The following is a 19,089-nucleotide window of genomic DNA, read 5'->3' as shown; positions in this document are numbered from 1 at the left end:
GCGCAGACAAAGCGGGCCGCTGTGATGCGCTAACATCGACAAGCGGCCCTGACCACCAACGAACAACGGGAGTTCGAAAATGGCTGACCAGATTGTTACTGAAACTGTGGGTGCAAAGCAAGTGCATACGCCCGGCCCTTGGGCCATTGAGCGTAACGGACGCGATGGGGACGAGATCATGATCGTCTCGGAAACCGCCAAGGACGAAGAGGGCGACCGCATCCCCGTGGCTGACCTGTTCCGCGGCGGATATGACTACAGCGACATTGGGTTCAGCTTGGAGGCGAATGCGCGCCTGATCGCCGCCGCGCCTGAGGCTGTTGATGCTCTTAAAGCGCTTGATGCTGTTTTCGATTTCGATACGGACGAAGACGCCACCGATGCGCTCGCCGCCCAGCTTGGCATTGCTGACAAAACCGCGCTGGTCGCTGCTATGTGGGCGGTTCGGACGGTGCTCGCCAAGGCAGAGGGCCGCTCCAATGGCTGACGACCTGTTTGCCCGCGCCAAAGGGCCGCGCCGCGCCATCGTCGGCACTGAGGACTTTGATTGTCCGTGGTGTGGTGGCGACTGCACCGACGCCTTCGACGACAACCCGGTCACGGCCTGCCCCCACTGCCACCGTGAGTTCGTCTGTCCTGACGAGAATGGCGACCTTGTGTGCGTCGGCCTTCTGTCGCCGGCTGACATGAAGTATCTCGCTGCCAAGGAGGCGCGTCATGGCTAACGACCTCACCTCCCTCATCTCCCGTCTGGAAGCGGCAGAAGGACCGAGCCGGGAACTGGACCGGATCATCGGCTCTGCCATGGGGTATCCGCCCCAACCAATTGATGGCGGCGTTGATGCGAACATCGCCTGGATGGGCGGGCTCCCGCACTTCACGGCCAGCATCGACCAAGCGCTGACGCTGGTTCCGGAGGGATGGATTGTTGATATGGGCCATGACGCAGCCGGTAGCGTTGGAGCGCTGAAGGTGATCGGCGGCAGCGCCGAGGTCAGCGACGGGGACGTGACGTTGCAGGGGCAGGGGCGTTCGATCCCGCTCGCCCTCTGCATTTCCAGCCTTAAGGCCCGCGCCAAGCTCTCTGAGGCCTGACATGACTAACCCCCAAGAAGCCCTCACCCGCCTGACCCGCTGGCGCAAGGCCGGGGGCGCTGCCGACTACACCCGTCAGCAGTTCAACGCCGATGTCTCCGCCCTCCTTGATCTGGTGACCCGCCAACAGCACGCGCTGAAGAACCTCATCGACATCCGCGAGGGGGAGGGCGGAACCCTTCGGATCAATCCTGCGACCGGCTGGCCTCTTGCCTGGGGTGACATGCCCATGGTGGAGGCCCCTCATGACCGCTGACCCCCATCCCGCCGCCCTGACGCCGGAGCAGATGGCAAAGCAGATCGTCCACGACAGGTGGCGGCCGGAGCTTGCGATGGGAGCGCCGGAATACCTGTCAAGCCGCTGCGCCGGGGCCCTGCGTGACGCCATCGCCAATGCGATCCGCTCCGCCGTAATGGCAGAGCGCACCCGCTGCGTTGATGCCGCGAAGGGCCGGATGATCGAGCATCTTCCAACGGTGTTCGCCCAGCGCAACGAGGTGTGCCAAGAGGTAATCGCCGCCATCCTGTCCGGGGAGACCGACCATGACCGCTGAACGCCTGATAGACGCCATGGCGGAGGCCATCTGCAACGCCGGACGCGGGCACGTCAGCTATTGGCTGACCGCACCGCCGGAGGATCGCGTCATGTACCGCAGGGAAGCCCGTGCTGCCCTCCGCGCTCTACACGACCACGGACCAACCCCGGCAATGCTTGAGGCGGTGGTAAAGCCGCGCGTGACCGACCCGGAATGCGCGGCGTCGCTCTGGCGCTTCGCTGTGACGGAGGACTTTCGCGCCATGCTGGTCGCCGAACTGGAGGAGCGCACCGATGGCTGATTGCGATCCAATGGACCCCACCAGCTACAGCACGCAGCCGCCGGCCGCACCGCTGAGCGCCGATGAGCTTGCCGAGATGCGGGCGCGGTGGGCGCGCGTCGTCGCTGACGTTCCGGTCGGCGCCATGGACAATTCCGAGCGTGGCGAACGCCTGGGCCACCTCATCGGCTCCGACATGTACCGCCTCCTATCCGCACTGGAGGCAGAGCAAGCCAACACCAAGCGGGCCGAAAGCATGCTGCGCCGCGTGTGGTCTATTGTGGCGCCGGACGAGCGACCTGATTTTTACGACATTGACATGAAGGTTCGCGACGCACTGGAGGCGCTTACCGCCGAAAACGCCCGGCTGAACGCCGAACTCCGCGAGGAGCGGGCGCAGCACCTTGCCGACCTGGGGCAGTTGCAGCAGCCCGAGTGCTACGTCACCGGCGACGAATACGACGACGTAACGTCCCGCACCCTTCGCAACCTCTCCAACCCGGAGTTCATGGCCGCGGCGTTTGGCGAGATAGACGGCGCCAAGGAGGAGCGATAACCATGCGCCAGTTCATCGCCGGCTTTGCTGCCTGTTATCTGCTGACCGGGCTCATGATCGGCATGTCGTTCGCCTCAGTGTCTCGCGGCGGCATGTTCACTCAGGGCGCCATGACGGCATCCGCTGTGTGGATCGTGTACTGGCCTGTCCCGGTGATTGGCAACCTGATCGACGGACTATCCCGAGCCGCCAAGGAGGCCGCAGAGTGACCACCCGCGGCGACATATTGGCGGAAGCAAGCGACCTGATCCACGGCGAGCGGCTGAAGGCGTACGGAAGCCCAGAAACGAACTTCGTCCGCATCGCCGCCGGATGGCAAGTCATCTTTGCCGACGGAGTTGTCACGCCGGCCAAGGTGTGCTTGGCGATGGATTGGTTGAAGACGTGCAGGCTGCTGCAAATGCCGACGGCGCGTGACGGGTGGGTTGATAAGGCCGGATACTCTGGGCTTGGCGGTGAACTCTCTGGGGCTCCCGCTAAGTCACCATAATACCACGCCGCGCTGATGGAAAACACTGCGCGGCGTCTTGGTATCTGCTACAATCCGCCCGTGCGAGTGTTCCGGCCAAGGATGCGATATGCCAGTTTACATCAACGTGCCTGACGGTATCGAGTTCAACCGGCCGGTGCGTATGCCAGCCGCCGTTTTATCGGCTCCGATCCGACGCGTGGAAGCTGACCAGCCCGAGAGGCCGCGCAAGCCGCTAGACCCTGCCAAACTCAACCGCTCCATCCGTGCTGCCGCCGAACGCCGCCGCCGCGAACTGGAGCAAGAAGCCAAGGAAGAAGCGAGGCGCCCCGAATGTGACGCCGGCACGCAAGAGACGCGCGACCGTATCGGCGAAGACCCGCTCCTTCGCATGCTCTCCCGTGACCAACTCACACAGGAGCAGTATACCGCCGCCGTCCAGATTGCCGCCGGCTACCGCCTCGATACGCTGGGGATGGATGCGCAGATTGCGAGTTACGGACACCGCATCCCCGGCGGCCCTGGCTCGTCGTCCGTCGAATACGCGGCGCGCATCGTCTCGGCTTATGCCGCGTGGCGACGTGAGTTCGACAAGCGCGAACAGGCCGCCGGCCGGATGCTTCATGGATGCCGGAAATCCCGCTTGCTGGCCGTCATGGACGTGATTGTCAACGGGCTGACCTGCCGACAGGTTGAAGGCCGTCGCCGCATGAAGAACGGCACGCTTGCGTCGATCCTGCGTGACGCTCTCGACCTCTATGACGACGTTCGATCCGGCAAGGTAAAGCGCCAAATGGCCGCATGAGGTAGCCCAGTTGCGGTGCGGCGTACTTTTGCGCTTGACCCGATGGGGACTCAGAGTGTAGTGGTTATTCAATCCTGATAATTGCGCCCGGCGGAACCCCGCTCGGGCGCTTTGTCGTTCCGGGGTTCGTGATGCGCGGTCGCTCTGTCCAGATCGTCCGCGGCTCCGACTGGTGCGTTCCTTGGGAAATCCGCAACGCGCCTGACGATGGCTGCGTACTGGCTAGTTTCTCCACACAGGGCAAGGCCCTAGGCTACTGCGCTGCTGTAGGTGCCAAGGTGACGGAGGTCATCCATGCCGGACAGCCCCGACGCACCGTTACCTGAAGGTGCCTGTATCATACAGGTGCCTTTGCCCGACGTGCCCACCGATGAGGCGGACCCCAATGCCTCTGCTATCTCATTGTATGCCGCACTTATTCCACTCCGGCCGTTTATGGTGTGGGGTGTAGAGGACTGATGCCATGCCCGATCCTGCCGTCTCAACAGAAGCCGTGGTTGGCGTGGCTGGCGGCGGAACGCTGGCTCTATTGGGTCGCATGGCGTGGGACTTCTGGCGTGGCCTGAAGGCGACGGCCCGAGATGACCGCCGCACGGAGCAGGCCGACAAGGTCGAGAGCGCCGCCATCAAGCAGCTTGAAGCGCATTTGGCCCGCATGGAGAAAGCGCAGGAAGCCGCTGAGGCCCGGCATAAAGCCGAGATCGAGGGGCTGTACAAGCGGATAGCTGAGCAGGACGCCAAGATCGAGGAGCTTACCGACAGGCTCACGGACGCCATTGACGACCGGTTGAAGGCCATCGAAGAGGCCTCCCGGCTCCGCGGCGATCACGTTCAGCTTGAGACCCGCCTGATGCAGGAGATCGGCGAACATACATCGTTGGCCCGCAGCCACGCTGACTTCGTGCAATGGGTCCGCAGTTTATCGCTGCCGGACGACCAGCGCTGCTCGCCCATCTACCTGCGGGCCATGAACTGGTACGAGCACTACCGGACAAGGTTATAGGGCGCGGTGTGACGCCGTCCCCCATGGGGCCTGCCGGTGATAGAGCGCTGCGCATGCAAGGGCGGTGCGCTGGTCGATTGGCGCAGGCTTCCCGTCCCGGCGCTTCCCGGCCAGCCAGTTGCCGAACGTCTCGGCTGACACGCCCAACGCTTCCGCTGCTTTTGCCTGCGACTTGAAGCCCATCACGGTCATCCACTCGCGCAAATCCTTCGGTGTCATGGCGTTCCCTTGTGTGGCGAATGCGGAATTGTACGCCGAAATGCGAGGCTCAGGTATTCGAATTCTTACGGAGTTCGCCCATGACCAGTTGCCAGGAGTTCTGCCGATCCGCTTCCGACTGCGCCCCATGCTCCGCCCTGGACGCTGAGCTTGACCGAGTGAGTGCCACGCGCCGCCAGTCCCGAGAGGGCGCCAATCCAGACGGCAGCCTCTGGTACGAATACGCCGGGCGCATGCTTCGCGGGACGCACAGAGACGACTGATCAATCCGAGGTTCCGCCATGACCGACATCCAGCGTGACAGCGTCTGGCTGATGCTGGGCGACTGCCTTGAGCGGATGCATGAGATACCGGACGGCTCGGTCGATATGGTGCTGGCGGACCTGCCCTATCAGGCGACGGCGAACGAGTGGGACCGCATGATCCCCTTCGCGCCTCTGTGGGAGCAGTACCTGCGGGTTGCCAAGCAGACGGCGGCCATCGTCCTGACGGCCAGCCAGCCATTCAGCAGCATGCTTGTGATGAGCCGCCATGCACTGTTCCGGCATGAATGGGTCTGGCTCAAAAACATGGGCAGCAACTTCTGCAACACGGTCCGAGAGCCGATGAAGGAGCACGAGGTCGCCTTGGTGTTTTCGCGGGGCGGCTGGACCTACAACAAGCAGATGCAGCCGCGGTCGCCAAGGGGATTGGAGCGTATCACAACGCCGGACAACCCGCTGACCAAGAGCGACAACACCCGCGCATTCACCGGCCAGCGTGCGCCTCGTGGCGTGCTCAGGGTGCCATCGTCATACCAGCGCTTCAACGTGCAGCGCGGCCAGCACCCCACCCAAAAGCCGGTGGACCTGATGGAATACATGATCCGCACCTACAGCAATCCAGGCGAGACGGTGCTGGACAATACGATGGGCAGCGGGACAACCGGATGCGCCGCGGTAAACACCGGCCGACGGTTCATCGGGATAGAGAAAGACCCCGGCTACTTCGATACGGCCACGCGCCGCGTTGGCGAGGCTATCGCCGCCAAGCCCGCTCAACTGGACCTGATCGCTGCTGAATAGGAGGTCGCCATGCCCGCCTGTCTCGACTGCGGCCGATCCGCCGGACACTTCGACGGCTGCCCCTCTGCCCCCGAACTCGGCACCATAGCCCGCATCTCCACTCGCCAAGCCTATGTTGTGATTGAGCGCTCGAATGGCTTGGAAGCAGTTGAGATGACGGACGACGCCGGCTTCTACGCCCCGCCGCCGAACGTGGGTGACGTGCTGATCCGACTGGCTGACGGCACGCTGGCGCATCGGGCATCGTCTGCCGCGCCCATGGTCCACATGACCACGGTCGGCTATGGCGTCCCGCTGTCTGATGTCGCTGACCATCCGGACAACGTCGCCATCTGCGGCCCGGCCATCCTCAACGACAGGCTGGACCGCATGACACAGACGCTCAACGAACGTACACGGGAGTGGTGACGATGAAGACGCTGGAGACGGTCAACACGGCCCGCTGCCTCTACGAGTGCCACGACGCTTCGTCCGGCATCTACGACGGCGGTGTCAGGCTGGTGTGTGATGGAGATGTGGCTGACGGCGCGGGCGATCCGCAGCCCGGCCACTACCGCATCTCCGCCGCCCTTGGTCTGGTGCAGGTCGGAGCGCTGCCGGTGTTCGGCCTGACTGCCGGCTATCCGCATGACGCCGATCCGCACGAACTGGCAGGGGCTGCCCATGGCTAAGCTCATCCCCGGCCGCTGCCCAGCCTTTTCCCGCGCTGCTGACGGCAAGATAGACGCCAGCACACAGACGGGCGCCGCTCGCTTGGCCCGAAAGATCGAAGCCAAGTGGAAGCGCGCCGGCTGCGCTGACGTGAAGGTGTGGGTGGAGATGATCCCTCCGGCTGAGAACGCCATGCCCCGCCCGGTGATCCGCAGCAATCTCGTGAATGGGATGCCGCCATGCCCCTGATCGACAGCATGTACATGGAACGCCCCCGCTCCATGGCACCGACCATCGCCAAGCTGGACAGCATGGCAATCCGCACACCCAGTGAGATCAGCGGCTCCAACTACCGTGCAGGCTATGAAGCCGGCAAACGTCACGCCTACAGGCGCATAGCCTACACACTCACGGCTATCGCGCTGTGTGCGGGCATCGCTTGGATGGTGGTGTAAGCCGACTGTCTGAAATCCAATCAAACAATCAAACGGAATTCAAAGATGCCCAGAGGCGGAGCAAGGCCCGGCGCAGGTCGCAAGGTCGGCGCCGTCCAGAAGGTAGCGCGTGAGGCGAGGGAGAAGGCTGCTGCGGCTGGAATGCTTCCTCATGAGTTTCTGTTGGCGGTGATGCGGAACGATCTACCCGGAGAACAGCCGACGTTTGATCAGAGGTTGGACGCGGCAAAGGCTGCGGCTCCCTACTACGCGCCCAAACTCGCGGCGGTGAGCAACGAGCACAGCGGGCCGGATGGTGGGCCTATCCAGACGGACGGCTCGCTCCGCATCGAGTTCGTTGCTCCTTCGAAGGGTGACGGCAACGAGGGTTGACGATGCCAACGATCCAGATGCCGGAGACCTTCCGCTTCCTGTTTGAAGACGGGTGGCGGTACAAGGCAAGCTACGGCGGTCGCGGTTCCGGCAAGTCACATGCCTTCGCTCAAGCCCTGGTCCTACAGGCCGCACAGAAGCCTCTCCGCATCCTCTGCGCCCGTGAGATACAGCGCAGCATCAAGGACAGCGTGAAGCGGCTGTTGGACGACAAGATCGCCGCCTCTGGCCTGTCGGGCTTCTACACCAGCACTGACACGGAGATACGCGGGGCGAATGGCTCGCTCTTCGTGTTTGCAGGGCTCCGGACGAACCCGGACAGCATCAAGAGCCTGGAGGGGTTGGACAGGGCATGGATCGAAGAGGCCGCGACGGTCTCACAGAACAGCCTGAACATCCTCATCCCGACGCTTCGTAAGCCAGGCTCCGAAATATGGATGACGTGGAACCCACGGCTTCCGAACGATCCGGTTGAGACGCTGCTCCGGGGCTCAGACGCGCCACCGAATGCCGTGGTCAAGCGGGTGAACTGGGACGACAACCCCTGGTTTCCCGACGTGCTACGGGACGAAATGGAATGGGACCGCCGCCGCGACCCTGACAAGTACGCTCACATTTGGCTTGGCGAGCATCAGCGGAACAGCGAGGCCCGCGTCTTCAAGAACTGGCGCATCGAAGCGTTCGACACGCCAGCCGATGCGCGGTTCTACTTCGGTGCGGATTGGGGCTTCTCTGTCGATCCTACCGTCCTGGTGCGGTGCTGGATCAACGGCAGGACGCTCTACATCGACAAGGAAGCCTACAAGGTGGGCTGCGAGATCGACAACACGCCCGCCCTGTTCCGCACGGTCCCTGGCTCCGACAAATGGCCGATCCGGGCAGACAGCGCGAGGCCAGAGACGATCAGCTACATGCAGAAACACGGCTTCCCCCAAGTCGTCGCGGCGAACAAGGGGCAAGGCTCCGTTGAAGACGGCATAGAGTTCCTGAAGTCCTACGACATCGTCGTCCACCCCGACTGTAAGCACACAATCGACGAGCTAACCCTGTACTCCTACAAGGTGGACAAGCTGACCGGCGAAGTCCTCCCGCAGTTGGAGGACAAGGAAAACCACGTCATCGACGCTATCCGCTACGCCCTGGAACTGGTCAGGGTGCCGCAGACTGTTACCGCGGTCACGCCGCTTCGCCTCTGAGGTTCCCATGCCGAACGAAGTCAACAGCCAATCCGCTGCCGTCTGCGCTATGGCGGAGCATTGGCCGATGATAGAGGCGCTTGTCGGCGGCACGGGAGCGATGCGGAAGGCTGGCGAGAAGCTGCTGCCCAAGTTCCCTGCGGAAGACCCGGACAGCTACAGCGCCCGGCTATCGACGGCGACGCTGTTCCCCGCGTTCAGCCGCACGACTGAAGTGTTGGCCGCGAAGCCGTTCAGCAAGCCGGTCCATGTCGAAGGCATCGACGACGATATGGAGGAGCTGCTTGAGGACATCGCAGGCGAGGGCGTCACGCTGCATGCCTTCTCCGCCGGGCTGTTTCTCGAATGCACGCGGATGGGCCTGTCTGGCGTTCTGGTGGACATGCCGCCAAAGCCTGATGGGGTGCGAACCAAGGCTGACGAGGCCGCCGCCGGGCTGCGACCATACTTCGCCGTCTACCGCGCTCCGTCCATTCTCGGATGGCGGGCTGAGGGGGACACGCTGACGCAGCTCCGCTTGCTCGAAACGGTGATGGAACCTGACGGGGAATGGGGCGAACAGTGCGTTGAACAAGTCAGGGTCTTGACCCCCGGCGCTTGGGCCACATACCGAAAGGTCAGAGGCGCTGATGGGCGCGAGGTGTGGCGGGTGCATGAAGAGGGCAGCACGACGCTTGACCGCATCCCGTTCGTGTTCTTCTACGGCATCCGCGAGGGGTTCGGGGCCGGACGGCCGCCGCTCCTTGATTTGGCGTTTATGAACGTCGAGCACTACCAGTCATCGTCCGATCAGCAGACGATCCTTCACACGGCCCGCGTCCCGCTGCTGTTCGTGAAGGGGCTGGGGGAGAAGGAAGCCATCACCCTTGGCGCAGGGTCGTTCGTTCGCACCACCTCCGCCGATGCCGACATGAAGTTCGTGGAGCACAGCGGGGCGGCTATTGAAGCTGGCCGGCAGTCGCTCTTGGACCTTGAGGACAGGATGCGCCAGACCGGCGCTGAACTCCTCGTCCAGCGGCCAAACACGGCGACGGCGACGCAAACGGTCAGCGAGACGGAGGGCAGCAAGTCCATCCTTCAGCGGATCGTGGAGATTTTCGAAGAGAGCTTGGAAGAGTGCCTTGAACTCATGGGGGCGTGGCTGGGCAAGCCAGACCTTGAGGTAGAGGTTTCCCTGTTCAAAGACTTCGGGGCCACGAACCTGTCTGACCAGTCCATGACCACGCTGCTTGCAGCTCGTCAGGCTGGCATCGTCTCCAACGAAACCGCCTTCAAGGGGCTTCAGCGGCGCGACATCATCCCATCCGACATCCCGTGGGACGAGGAGCAAGCCCGCATCGCCGGTCAACCTGCGCCGGAAGAGGCGGAGGATTTGGACGAAGACGGCATTGACGTTGACCGGGGTGACCCGACCAAGCCGCCGAAACAACCGCCGGCCAAACAGCCGGAGATGGCCTAACCGAGCCCGCCACTCCGGCGGGTTTTTTCATGCCCTGACGCGGATGCAAGGGGCGCACGGCCTGGATGGGCCAAAGGAGAGCACATGGAACTCGTTCTCGACGAAGCCGGACACGTCAAGTTGCAGGACGGCAAGCCGCTGTACCGACACAGTGACGGCAAGGAAATCCCCTTCGACGCAGCTACCACTCTGGCGACGATCAACCGTCTGAACAACGAAGCCAAGGGGCACCGGATCAAGGCGGAGGAATTCGAGGCCAAGGCCAAGGCGTTCGACGGGCTGGACCCTGAGGCCGCCCGCAAGGCCCTGGACACCGTCGCCAATCTCGACGCCAAGAAGCTGATCGATGCCGGCGAGGTGGACCGCGTGAAGGCGGAGACCGCCAGGGCATATGAGGACAAGCTCACCGGAATTCAGAAGCAGATCGAGGCGTTGACGGGGGAGCGTGACGCGCTTGGGAACAAGCTGACGCAGCAGACCCTCGGCAACGCCTTCGCTGGCTCGTCCTTCATCCGCGACAAGATCACCATCCCGCCCGACGCGGTGCAGGCCATCTTCGGCCAGCACTTCAAGGTCGAGAATGACGCGGTGGTCGCCTACCGCGGTCAGGACAAGGTTTACAGCCGAGAGCGTCCGGGCGAGGTGGCCTCGTTCGATGAAGCCATCGGCATCCTCGTGGACGGCTGGAGCGGTCGAGACACCATCGTGAAGGGCTCTGGCGGCTCCGGCGGTGGTGCCCGCGGCTCTGGCGGTGCCGGTGGCAAGTCGATGACCCGCGCCGCGTTCAACGCGCTCCCGGCAACCGAACAGATGGCCGCCGCGAAGTCGCACACCATCACCGACTGACCAATCAGTCATCAACCAATCCAGGCGCCGTGCTCTGCGGCGCCTTAACCTTGCCCGCTCCTCGGATGGGGAGAGGCGAACCGGGCCGGATAGCCCACCACCACAACTGAAACTCCCCATCTTCGGAGCACGCTACCATGGCAAATACGCTTACCGGTCTTATCCCGACCATTTACGAAGCACTCGATGTCGTCTCGCGTGAGCAGATCGGCTTCATCCCGGCCGTCTCCCGGAACTCGTCCGCCGAACGCGCCGCGCTGAACCAGGCCATCATGATCCCGGTTGCGCCGGCTACCACTCTGGCTGACAACACGCCTGCCGTGACCGCCCCGAACACGGGCGATCAGACCATCGGCAACGTGACGATGACGATCAGCAACAGCAAGCACGCGCCGATCCGCTGGAACGGCGAGGAGCAGCGCGGCCTGATCAACGCCGGCTCCTATCAGGGCATTCTGGTCAACCAGTTCGCTCAGGCGTTCCGCGCGCTGTCCAACCAGATCGAAACCGATCTGTTCAACGCCACCTACAAGGCCGCTTCCCGCGCCTACGGCACCGCCGGCACCGCCCCGTTCGGCACCGCTGGCGACCTCTCGGACATCGCGCAGGTTCGCAAAATCCTCGACGACAACGGCGCGCCGCAGACCGATCTGCAACTCGTCCTGGGCTCGGCCGGCATCGCCAACCTGCGCGGCAAGCAGAACGTCCTCTTCAAGGTGAACGAAGCCGGCACCGACGTTCTGCTGCGTCAGGGCATCATCGGCCGCTTGGAAGGCATGGACATCCACAACTCCAACTCCATCCAGGCCGTCACCAAGGGCACGGGCGCCAGCTACACCACGGACACCGCCGGGTACGCTGTTGGCGCCACGCAGATCACCCTGATCACCGGCTCCGGCACCATCCTTGCCGGCGACACCATCACCATCGCTGGCGACAGCAACAAGTACGTCGTGACCAGCGGCGTCAGCGCGGCCGGCGCGATCACCATCGCCAACCCCGGCCTGAAGGTCGCCATCGGAACGTCCGCCACCAACGTGACGGTCGGCAACACCGCGACCCCGAACGTCGCCTTCTCCACGTCGGCGGTGCAGCTCATCACCCGCGCCCCGGCCCTGCCGGTCGGCCCGACTGGGCAGCCGATGGACAGCGCCGATGACATGATGCAGGTGACCGACCCGGTCAGCGGCATCACTTATGACATCGCCGTGTATAAGCAGTTCATGCAGCTAGTTTATCATGTGCGCTTGGCGTGGGGCGTAAAGTGCATTAAAAATGAACACGTTGCGCTGTTGCTCGGCTAACGTGGCGCTTCACTAATACATGAACTGGCGGTATAATCGTGCGGTGTCCACCGTTGCGAGGAGCCGCCAGCCCATGGATTACAAGCGTATCTATGACAGCCTGATAGACCGGGCGAGAGCGCGTGGTTTGGTTGACGGATACACGGAAGCCCATCATGTCGTGCCGCGCTGTATGGGTGGCGGAGACGAGCCGTCAAACATCGTCAGGCTGACTGCCGAAGAACACTTCGTTGCGCATGAGCTTCTAGTGAAGATGTTTCCCGGCAACGCAAAGGTCGTGTACGGCCTTCTTGCCATGAGCATGGGAAACAGGGGGATGCGCCCCACGAACAAGACGTTCGGGTGGGTGCGCAGGCTCGTTGCGCAGGCAATCGCCGAAACGAAGCGCGGCGTTAAGCGCGACCCCGAGATGATGGCGAAAATCTGGGCAGGGAACAGAGGCCGAGTGGCGCCGGACGTTGAGCGCGACAGGATAAGCGCTGGTCTGAAGGGCAAGCCAAAATCAGACGCCCACCGAGCGAAACTCAGCGAAGCGATCAAGGGCCGTGAAAGCCCGATGAAGGGGCGCGCTCACTCGGAAGAGACGAAGCGCAAGATGCGCGAGGCGGCTACTGGCCGAAAGATGAAGCCAGAGGACGTGAGCAAGATGATCAACAGCAAAACGCCAGAGCAGCGCCGCGCCGCAGCCCTGAAGGCTTGGGAAACCAAGCGAGCAAAGAAGGCCCGAGAGGGCGAAGGTTAGGAGAGTGACGATGGAACACCCCAAGACGGTGCGCGTCGTCTCGCCTGTGACTGCCGAAAACCCCCTAGGGTACATCGTCATCAACGCCACAGACGTGACGGACGAGCACGAACTGTATGGGCAGGCCGATCCTGCCGATGAGGCGCCACGCCGCCGCGGACGGCCTCCGAAAGCCCTTTCTCAGGAGTGACGCTATGGCCCTGACCGACGCGCAACTGGCGGACGTGAGGCGCTACGCCGGGTACTGGGTTGCCGGCACGTCCCAGCCGGTGAACGACGACCAAGACACGGTTTACATGCGCTTCGGCATGGTCATCATGTCGCTGCACAAGCGGCTGACGACGCTGTCCGTCTCAGAAGAAGCGGTGCTGGTCAACACCTACCTGACCAACCTTGCGACGCTGGAAACCGGCATCCTTGGCGCCGCAGACAATCTGGATACTGCGTCCGCCGCGGTATGGGTCAGGAATGCCAACGAGGTGGGCGACCGAACGTCGCTGTTCCGCCAGTGGCGATGCGCCATGTGCGATTTCCTTGGGCTTCCCTACGGCCCCGGCCTTCAACAGCAGAGCCGCCTTGTGAGGTGCTGATATGGCCGACGACCTGACGCGCGACCAGAAGGAGGCAGAGCGAGCCGCCGAAGAGCAAGCCGCGGTGATCGCCGCTGCTCTGGTGCTTGCCCTGCTGTCCCTGCGCCCGCGCATGTCGGTCGTCATGTGGTGGATACCGGACACATGGGCGGACTTCGCCGATGATGTTGCAAAGGCCATAGCGCCGGCCAGCAAGGCGCACGACCGCGCCGCTCGGGCCGTGTGGCTGGGGTACGATCCTCTGGACGAGGCGACCGTTGCGGCGGAAGCGGCAGCGCGTGAGAAGGCAATCCGCGACATCGTGGACAACACCCGCAAGGCGGTCGAGAAGGTCGTCGCCTGGGGGCAGATGAATGGCGTCACGGGCGATGACCTGTCCGCCATCCTAGAAAAGGTCGCCGGCATCAACGCCAATCAGGCGGGGCCGCTTCTGGACATCTGGGAAAAGGCGATGGAGGGCGGGGCGGCAGCAGAGAAGGCCGCCAAGTTGCTCGTGGATGCCGCCGACAAGGCCGTGAAGGACCGGGCCAAGACGCTAACCGGCGATCTGCTGTGGGACGCTGTGCAGGCCGGGCGCATGGCTGCCGGGAAGCAAGAGCAGCGCGCCACGAACGCCGTGGTCACGAAGCGCTGGGTCACTCAGAGGGACGAACTCGTGTGTTCGACCTGTGGCCCGCTTGACGGCGTGACCGTCCACATCGCTGACCCATTCCCCGGCGGCTTCATGATGCCCAAGGCACATGCGAGCTGCCGGTGCCATACCGAGATAACCGTCTCTGAGGAAGGGATGTTCTGATGGACGGGACCAAGCTTCAGGCGAAGGTGTACGGCGGGTATGCGAAGGCAGCCCAACGCATCGGCCTTCCCTTCGACGTGTACCGCCCATCCGACGCGACAGACCCGCTTGCTACTGGCAACAAGGTGGTGACGGCGCTGCCGGCGCACTTCACCGCTGACGGCAACTACACGAAGCCGAACACCTACGGCCAAGCCACATGGCAGGCGATGGTTGACGGCTCGCAAGTGGCTGTTGGCGACTACCTGACGGGCGATCCCGGAACGTTCTTCATCGCAGCGAAACAGCCGCTCCTGCCGATCCTCGCGGTTGGCTGCAACCGAACGGTCAGCCTGACGCAGGGCGGAACGTCGCCCGTCGCTGTCGGCTGGCCTGCGTCGATCCTGGTGGAAAGCCCCCGCGGCGACCTGCCGCTAGAGGACGTGGCAGGCAACCCGGCCAATCCGTCGTGGCGCGTCCTGCTGCCCGCGGTGACAAGCGTCCAGATCGACGTTGCCGACCTGCTGACCGACGAACTGCTCCGGCAGTACATCATCAACAGCGCCGAACTGACGGACCTTGGCTGGCGCATCTCAGCGGTGCAGACCACGCTCCTGACCGACAGCGTGATCCACCATTACGCCACGGTCATCCGCCTCATCGGCAAGACGGTCACGCTCAGGAAGCAGACCAAGAGCGGCGGGGCGAACCCGGTCATCACGAACACGGATTACTCGGTCAAGGCGCTGATTGCCGGCTACGACGCGAACCTGATCAACGGCACGACGATCACGGTCAAGGACTTGCGGGTCATCGTGGGAACCAAGGACGTGAACGGGAACGCCATCCCGACACCCGCCCCGGCTGACTGGCAAGTCATCATCGACAGCGCCGCGCCGCGGTCGGTCGTGACGGTCAAGCCCGAGTATGCCGGAGACGTGGTGGCGGTCTACGAAATCCAGTCGCGGGGGTAGGTCGTGACCATCATCTGCCGCACTCCCGACGAACTGCTGGCCGCTCTCAACCGGCTGACGGACGAGGTGATTGAGCCCGCAGTGGTGGAGGCGCAAAAGCAGGTGGTGGAGTTCGCATTCGCTACTTGGTCGGCCGGCAAGTTTACCTGGAGCAGATTTCAGGCCGACGACGTGTGGTCCGGTCAAAGCCGGGCGTCCATCAGGATCGGCATCGGCGCTCCGGACGGCTCCTATGAGCCCGACAACCCCGGCAGTTGGCCCCACCACGAAACCCCGTACCCGGCGCCCGATGTTTTCCAGGCAATGGGTCGGCTGGACGGCCTGCGGGCTTACCAGACGGTCTACCTGTCTGACAGCGCGCCGCACTACAGCCGGGTTGAGCAGCACACGCAGGTTGGCAGGATGGCTGCCGAGTTCACCAAGAGCCACTTCACGCCCGGCTATAGCTGGGGCAGCAGCCTGATCGCATCCGACATACCGTTCTGAGGCCACGATGACCGCGACTGCTGACCAGATCGAGGCCGCTCTACTGGCGCCGTGGCTGTCCGTCGCTGACGGCGGCACGGGGGAGTGGACGGCAACGCCTTACGCAAACGTCGGGTGGGACAACGTCTCGTTGGACCCTGCCACGCTGACCGATCCTTCCGCTTGGATGGAGGTGTCCACATCCGCCGGGACGCGGCGCAAGATCGGCGCGGGCGATGTCTACGCCGGCTATCCCACGGTGCTGGTATCGGCTCACACGCCCATCGGCACCGGCAAGCAGCGTGCCCGGCAACTGATCGACGCCGCAAGCGCCCTGTACCGCGAGCGCATCTTCACGGTCGGGCCATCCAAACTGTGGGCCTACTCGTTCAGCCAGCCGATGGAACTGCCGAAGGACGGCTGGTTCAAGCTGGCATGCCAGATCAGCTTCCGCATCCAATAGGAGCCATCATGCGCATCCGCTTCCTGATCAACCTGCCGGGCTCAATCCTTGGCGGGGATGCCCCCTTCGTGGCCGGTGAAGCCTACGAGGTGAGGGACGACTACGCCGAAAGCTTTGTGGCGCAGGGCGTGGCGGTTCCTGCCGCTGATGAGCCTGTGCCGGAGGCTGTAGAGGCGGTTCACGATGCTGACGCCTGACGAGGCCACCACGGTCGAAGGTTGGGAGGCGCAAGGGTTGTCGCTGGATCGCGCTCGCAAGCGGTCGGTAATGCTCGCCTTTCCCGTCTACGACCGGCCACATTGGCAGCACGAGGCCGCTGCAATGGGCACGGTGGCGCTGCTGTCCCGGCTGGGCATCCATCACGGATGGTGCCACGTCGCCGGCCAGCCGATCCACACGGCGCGGAACCAGTTGGTTGCCGGCTTCCTCAAGGCGGACTTCACCGATCTGCTGTTCATCGACGCGGACATGAGCTGGTCGCCATGGGACGTGGTCCGGCTTCTGGCGTCTCCTCATCCCTTCATCGGCGGGGTAGGGCGAAAGCGGAACGACGCGCCCGACAGCGACATGAACGCATGGTGCTTCCGCCCGCTGGACGACGCTCCGGCGCACGACGCGGCCGGAGCCTTCGAGGTCGCCATGATCGGCACCGGCTTCCTGCTGCTGAACCGGCTGGTCTTCGATGCCATCGAGAAGCACGGCAACCCGGAGCGCGTCACCAAGACGGACGGCCAGCCCTACACCCGCTTCTTCCGCTGGCAGTTCCGAGATGGCTACGAGCTGTCGGAAGACTACGGCTTCTGTGACGACTACCGCCGCATCGGCGGAAAGGTCGTGGCAGACCCGCACATAGAACTCAGCCACTACGGCAACAGAGACCACAAGGCGCGGCTGCACAGCCTGCTTGCCTGACCATACCCGGCGCCGCCGGTAGCCCCGCACTGTCGGCCTTGGGGCGGGCCTTCACAGGGAGCCGCTTGGCTCCCTTTTTTCATGGAGAGCCATCTTGGCGCTGTCTTACACCACCGCGGCGGCCACGCCGACCACCATCACCGTCGCCGGCACCCGAGTGTTTCTCGGCACCACGGCGACCGACCCCACCACTGACACCTACACGGAAATCGGCGGCGTCCTGACGATCCCGTCGTTCGGCCCGGCCGATGCAGAAGTCAAGGTCGAGTGCGTCAACCAGCCGGTGCAGCGCGCCAAGGGCTCGACCGACTACGGCGCCACCACCATGACCGCCGCCCGTGACCGCTCGGACGCCGGACAGGTCGCTCTCGTCGCCGCTCAGGGTGTCAAGGCCGGCAACTATAACCTGCGTCTGGTCTTCCCGGATGGCGTGTCCGGTCGCTCGGTCCTGACCAGCGCCAGCCACGGCACGCTGGTGGATGTCAAGGTGCAGGTCGCCACGGCGATGGAGAAGCGCGACGGCCCCAACAACGTCGTCACGCTGGAGAGCAACCTCTTCATCAACTCCGCCCCGATCATCACGGCGGCGACCTAACCGAACCCGGCCGACACCGGAACCCGATCCCTGCGGGGATGGGGAGCGCGCGCAATGGCGGGTCTTGTCGGAGGCCCGCCGCCCCTCACCGACATGAGGACAAAAATGCTGCGGATAACCAAAGAAGCCGATGGCGGCGTGAAGATCGTCGAGACAGAAAGTGGCGCCGACCTGACGAAAGCGCTGATGATCTCCTATGGAGCCACCATCACCCTAGAGAATTACGCTCAGACCACATTGCAGGCGCAAATCCTCATGATTGAGCCGGACGTGATTGTCAGCGGTGCGGAGTGGCGCACCAGACATCCGGTTACTGGGGAAATTGCCGCAGTGGAGGCTATCCACTTCCGAGACGGCACGACTGTCAAGTTCGGCGAAGACGGCACCCCTGAGATTGTGCCGCCGCCTGTCAGCGTCGCTGTCGTCGGCTCCCCCGTCGTTCAGAAATTCCGCGGCAAGTCCGCCTAACTCCCCTTCCGACAAAGGACAATTCCCCATGGCTACCCTCCCGATTTCGTCCAAGGACACCGTTGAGTTCCGCCCGGCTTCTGCCGCCGTGAAGGTCGCCCGTGAGGCGCTCGAAAAGGCGCAGGCTGCCGTCAACGAGGCTGACGCTGCCCGCGCCGCCGCGGCGGCTGCTCGAGATGCCAGCCCTGATGACGAGGCGCTGTCTGCCGCATGGGGCGATGCCGTCGCGAAGGCCAACAGCGCCAATCTCGAACTGATGGCCGCACAGAAGGCTCTGGGCGCCGCCGAAGAGGCCCGCGCCAAGGCCGACCCGACCTTCAGCTTGATCGTCCCGACCGCCCGCACCATGGCCCTGGTCGAATACGACATGGAAATGGACCCGGACCTGCCCACCAAGGCCAGCCTCCGCGACATGATCGGCGACATTCTGGCGGAAGCCAAGGATGAAGGCCTCGCTGACGACGCCATTGCCGCCATCGAGCGCGCCGCCGCTCTGGCTGAGGCTGGAGACAGCGTGTCCGGCGCCGATTGGGAAGCCTTGGCGAAGGCCGCAGGCAAGCTCTACGCGTGGCGGACCCTGATGGCCCCGTACAAGCTCTATGCCAATCTGGAGGCCACCTACCGCATCCGCCGGCACCTCGCCCTGCATCCGTCGCGCAAGGTGCTGTCGGAGGCGGAACTGGAGGACCCTGAGGTCAAGCCGTATCTGGCCGCCATCAACGGCGAGCTGGTGCGCCTGTCCACGCTGACGGAGAACGACGCAAAAAACTAAGACGCGCCCTCATTGCCAGCCAC

33 protein-coding genes are annotated in these 19,089 nt (G+C 63.9%); all 33 read left to right on the top strand.

The window, feature by feature from the left end; genetic code table 11:
• Positions 1-79 precede the first annotated feature (79 nt).
• The 33 genes from ABNQ39_RS20740 (at position 80) to ABNQ39_RS20580 (ending at position 19,066) form a co-directional block, all read left to right on the top strand.
• Complete coding sequence (locus ABNQ39_RS20740; RefSeq protein ID WP_376960136.1) at positions 80-487, top strand: hypothetical protein; 408 nt, start codon at positions 80-82, stop codon at positions 485-487.
• A complete protein-coding gene (locus tag ABNQ39_RS20735) occupies positions 480-725 on the top strand; it encodes a hypothetical protein (protein WP_376960135.1) in 246 nt (81 codons plus the stop codon). The genes ABNQ39_RS20740 and ABNQ39_RS20735 overlap by 8 nt, the downstream gene beginning before the upstream one ends.
• Complete coding sequence (locus ABNQ39_RS20730) at positions 718-1,095, top strand: hypothetical protein (protein ID WP_376960134.1); 378 nt, start codon at positions 718-720, stop codon at positions 1,093-1,095. Before ABNQ39_RS20735 ends, ABNQ39_RS20730 begins: the two co-directional genes overlap by 8 nt.
• Before the next feature lies 1 nt (position 1,096).
• On the top strand, positions 1,097-1,351 hold the full coding sequence (locus ABNQ39_RS20725) for a hypothetical protein (protein WP_376960133.1): 255 nt from the start codon (positions 1,097-1,099) through the stop codon (positions 1,349-1,351).
• A complete protein-coding gene (locus ABNQ39_RS20720; RefSeq protein ID WP_376960132.1) occupies positions 1,341-1,649 on the top strand; it encodes a hypothetical protein in 309 nt (102 codons plus the stop codon). Before ABNQ39_RS20725 ends, ABNQ39_RS20720 begins: the two co-directional genes overlap by 11 nt.
• Positions 1,639-1,932 (top strand): hypothetical protein, encoded by a 294-nt coding sequence (locus ABNQ39_RS20715; protein ID WP_376960131.1) that lies wholly within the window; start codon positions 1,639-1,641, stop codon positions 1,930-1,932. The genes ABNQ39_RS20720 and ABNQ39_RS20715 overlap by 11 nt, the downstream gene beginning before the upstream one ends.
• Positions 1,925-2,467 (top strand): hypothetical protein, encoded by a 543-nt coding sequence (locus ABNQ39_RS20710; RefSeq protein ID WP_376960130.1) that lies wholly within the window; start codon positions 1,925-1,927, stop codon positions 2,465-2,467. The genes ABNQ39_RS20715 and ABNQ39_RS20710 overlap by 8 nt, the downstream gene beginning before the upstream one ends.
• 2 nt (positions 2,468-2,469) lie before the next feature.
• Entirely contained in the window at positions 2,470-2,676 is a 207-nt protein-coding gene (locus ABNQ39_RS20705; protein WP_376960129.1) for a hypothetical protein, read from the top strand.
• The gene (locus ABNQ39_RS20700; protein WP_376960128.1) at positions 2,673-2,957 is read left to right on the top strand and encodes a DUF6378 domain-containing protein; all 285 of its coding nucleotides are present in this window, start codon (positions 2,673-2,675) and stop codon (positions 2,955-2,957) included. The genes ABNQ39_RS20705 and ABNQ39_RS20700 overlap by 4 nt, the downstream gene beginning before the upstream one ends.
• An 88-nt stretch (positions 2,958-3,045) precedes the next feature.
• Positions 3,046-3,741 (top strand): hypothetical protein, encoded by a 696-nt coding sequence (locus ABNQ39_RS20695; protein ID WP_376960127.1) that lies wholly within the window; start codon positions 3,046-3,048, stop codon positions 3,739-3,741.
• Between the two features lie 463 nt (positions 3,742-4,204).
• A complete protein-coding gene (locus ABNQ39_RS20690) occupies positions 4,205-4,744 on the top strand; it encodes a hypothetical protein (protein WP_376960126.1) in 540 nt (179 codons plus the stop codon).
• Positions 4,745-5,244: 500 nt separating this feature from the next.
• Positions 5,245-6,027, top strand: a complete 783-nt coding sequence (locus ABNQ39_RS20685) for a DNA-methyltransferase (RefSeq protein WP_376960125.1) — start codon at positions 5,245-5,247, stop codon at positions 6,025-6,027.
• Positions 6,028-6,036: 9 nt separating this feature from the next.
• Positions 6,037-6,435 carry a hypothetical protein gene (locus tag ABNQ39_RS20680; RefSeq protein ID WP_376960124.1) on the top strand — a complete coding sequence of 133 codons (399 nt, stop codon included), beginning with the start codon at positions 6,037-6,039 and terminating at the stop codon, positions 6,433-6,435.
• Positions 6,429-6,698, top strand: coding sequence for a hypothetical protein (locus ABNQ39_RS20675; protein ID WP_376960123.1), 270 nt, complete (start codon positions 6,429-6,431; stop codon positions 6,696-6,698). Before ABNQ39_RS20680 ends, ABNQ39_RS20675 begins: the two co-directional genes overlap by 7 nt.
• Positions 6,691-6,927, top strand: coding sequence for a hypothetical protein (locus ABNQ39_RS20670; RefSeq protein ID WP_376960122.1), 237 nt, complete (start codon positions 6,691-6,693; stop codon positions 6,925-6,927). Before ABNQ39_RS20675 ends, ABNQ39_RS20670 begins: the two co-directional genes overlap by 8 nt.
• Entirely contained in the window at positions 6,918-7,133 is a 216-nt protein-coding gene (locus ABNQ39_RS20665; protein WP_376960121.1) for a hypothetical protein, read from the top strand. The genes ABNQ39_RS20670 and ABNQ39_RS20665 overlap by 10 nt, the downstream gene beginning before the upstream one ends.
• Before the next feature lie 45 nt (positions 7,134-7,178).
• Positions 7,179-7,505: a hypothetical protein gene (locus ABNQ39_RS20660; RefSeq protein ID WP_376960120.1), complete on the top strand. Its 327-nt coding sequence runs from the start codon at positions 7,179-7,181 to the stop codon at positions 7,503-7,505.
• A gap of 2 nt (positions 7,506-7,507) precedes the next feature.
• The gene (locus tag ABNQ39_RS20655) at positions 7,508-8,701 is read left to right on the top strand and encodes a PBSX family phage terminase large subunit (RefSeq protein ID WP_376960119.1); all 1,194 of its coding nucleotides are present in this window, start codon (positions 7,508-7,510) and stop codon (positions 8,699-8,701) included.
• Between the two features lie 7 nt (positions 8,702-8,708).
• A complete protein-coding gene (locus ABNQ39_RS20650; protein ID WP_376960118.1) occupies positions 8,709-10,160 on the top strand; it encodes a DUF4055 domain-containing protein in 1,452 nt (483 codons plus the stop codon).
• An 84-nt stretch (positions 10,161-10,244) separates the two neighbouring features.
• Positions 10,245-11,006 (top strand): DUF6651 domain-containing protein, encoded by a 762-nt coding sequence (locus tag ABNQ39_RS20645; RefSeq protein WP_376960117.1) that lies wholly within the window; start codon positions 10,245-10,247, stop codon positions 11,004-11,006.
• A 137-nt stretch (positions 11,007-11,143) separates the two neighbouring features.
• Positions 11,144-12,310, top strand: coding sequence for a P22 phage major capsid protein family protein (locus tag ABNQ39_RS20640; RefSeq protein ID WP_376960116.1), 1,167 nt, complete (start codon positions 11,144-11,146; stop codon positions 12,308-12,310).
• A gap of 73 nt (positions 12,311-12,383) precedes the next feature.
• The gene (locus ABNQ39_RS20635) at positions 12,384-13,052 is read left to right on the top strand and encodes an NUMOD3 domain-containing DNA-binding protein (RefSeq protein ID WP_376960115.1); all 669 of its coding nucleotides are present in this window, start codon (positions 12,384-12,386) and stop codon (positions 13,050-13,052) included.
• A 10-nt stretch (positions 13,053-13,062) separates the two neighbouring features.
• Positions 13,063-13,242: a hypothetical protein gene (locus ABNQ39_RS20630; protein WP_376960114.1), complete on the top strand. Its 180-nt coding sequence runs from the start codon at positions 13,063-13,065 to the stop codon at positions 13,240-13,242.
• Between the two features lie 4 nt (positions 13,243-13,246).
• Positions 13,247-13,642, top strand: a complete 396-nt coding sequence (locus ABNQ39_RS20625) for a hypothetical protein (RefSeq protein WP_376960113.1) — start codon at positions 13,247-13,249, stop codon at positions 13,640-13,642.
• 1 nt (position 13,643) lies between these two features.
• Entirely contained in the window at positions 13,644-14,438 is a 795-nt protein-coding gene (locus ABNQ39_RS20620) for a phage minor head protein (RefSeq protein ID WP_376960112.1), read from the top strand.
• Positions 14,438-15,391 carry a hypothetical protein gene (locus ABNQ39_RS20615; RefSeq protein ID WP_376960111.1) on the top strand — a complete coding sequence of 318 codons (954 nt, stop codon included), beginning with the start codon at positions 14,438-14,440 and terminating at the stop codon, positions 15,389-15,391. The genes ABNQ39_RS20620 and ABNQ39_RS20615 overlap by 1 nt, the downstream gene beginning before the upstream one ends.
• A 3-nt stretch (positions 15,392-15,394) precedes the next feature.
• Positions 15,395-15,877, top strand: a complete 483-nt coding sequence (locus tag ABNQ39_RS20610; protein WP_376960110.1) for a hypothetical protein — start codon at positions 15,395-15,397, stop codon at positions 15,875-15,877.
• A gap of 7 nt (positions 15,878-15,884) precedes the next feature.
• Entirely contained in the window at positions 15,885-16,319 is a 435-nt protein-coding gene (locus tag ABNQ39_RS20605) for a hypothetical protein (RefSeq protein WP_376960109.1), read from the top strand.
• 8 nt (positions 16,320-16,327) lie between these two features.
• Complete coding sequence (locus ABNQ39_RS20600) at positions 16,328-16,516, top strand: hypothetical protein (protein ID WP_376960108.1); 189 nt, start codon at positions 16,328-16,330, stop codon at positions 16,514-16,516.
• Positions 16,503-17,231, top strand: coding sequence for a hypothetical protein (locus tag ABNQ39_RS20595; protein ID WP_376960107.1), 729 nt, complete (start codon positions 16,503-16,505; stop codon positions 17,229-17,231). The genes ABNQ39_RS20600 and ABNQ39_RS20595 overlap by 14 nt, the downstream gene beginning before the upstream one ends.
• A gap of 94 nt (positions 17,232-17,325) precedes the next feature.
• Positions 17,326-17,826: a hypothetical protein gene (locus ABNQ39_RS20590; RefSeq protein ID WP_376960106.1), complete on the top strand. Its 501-nt coding sequence runs from the start codon at positions 17,326-17,328 to the stop codon at positions 17,824-17,826.
• A 54-nt stretch (positions 17,827-17,880) separates the two neighbouring features.
• Positions 17,881-18,294, top strand: a complete 414-nt coding sequence (locus ABNQ39_RS20585) for a hypothetical protein (RefSeq protein ID WP_376960105.1) — start codon at positions 17,881-17,883, stop codon at positions 18,292-18,294.
• A gap of 28 nt (positions 18,295-18,322) precedes the next feature.
• A complete protein-coding gene (locus tag ABNQ39_RS20580; RefSeq protein WP_376960104.1) occupies positions 18,323-19,066 on the top strand; it encodes a hypothetical protein in 744 nt (247 codons plus the stop codon).
• The last annotated feature ends 23 nt before the right edge of the window (positions 19,067-19,089 follow it).

Source organism: Azospirillum sp. A26, assembly GCF_042604635.1.
Taxonomy (GTDB): domain Bacteria; phylum Pseudomonadota; class Alphaproteobacteria; order Azospirillales; family Azospirillaceae; genus Azospirillum; species Azospirillum palustre.
Note: the sequence above shows the minus strand (reverse complement) of the source record. Positions and strands in the feature narration are given on the sequence as shown.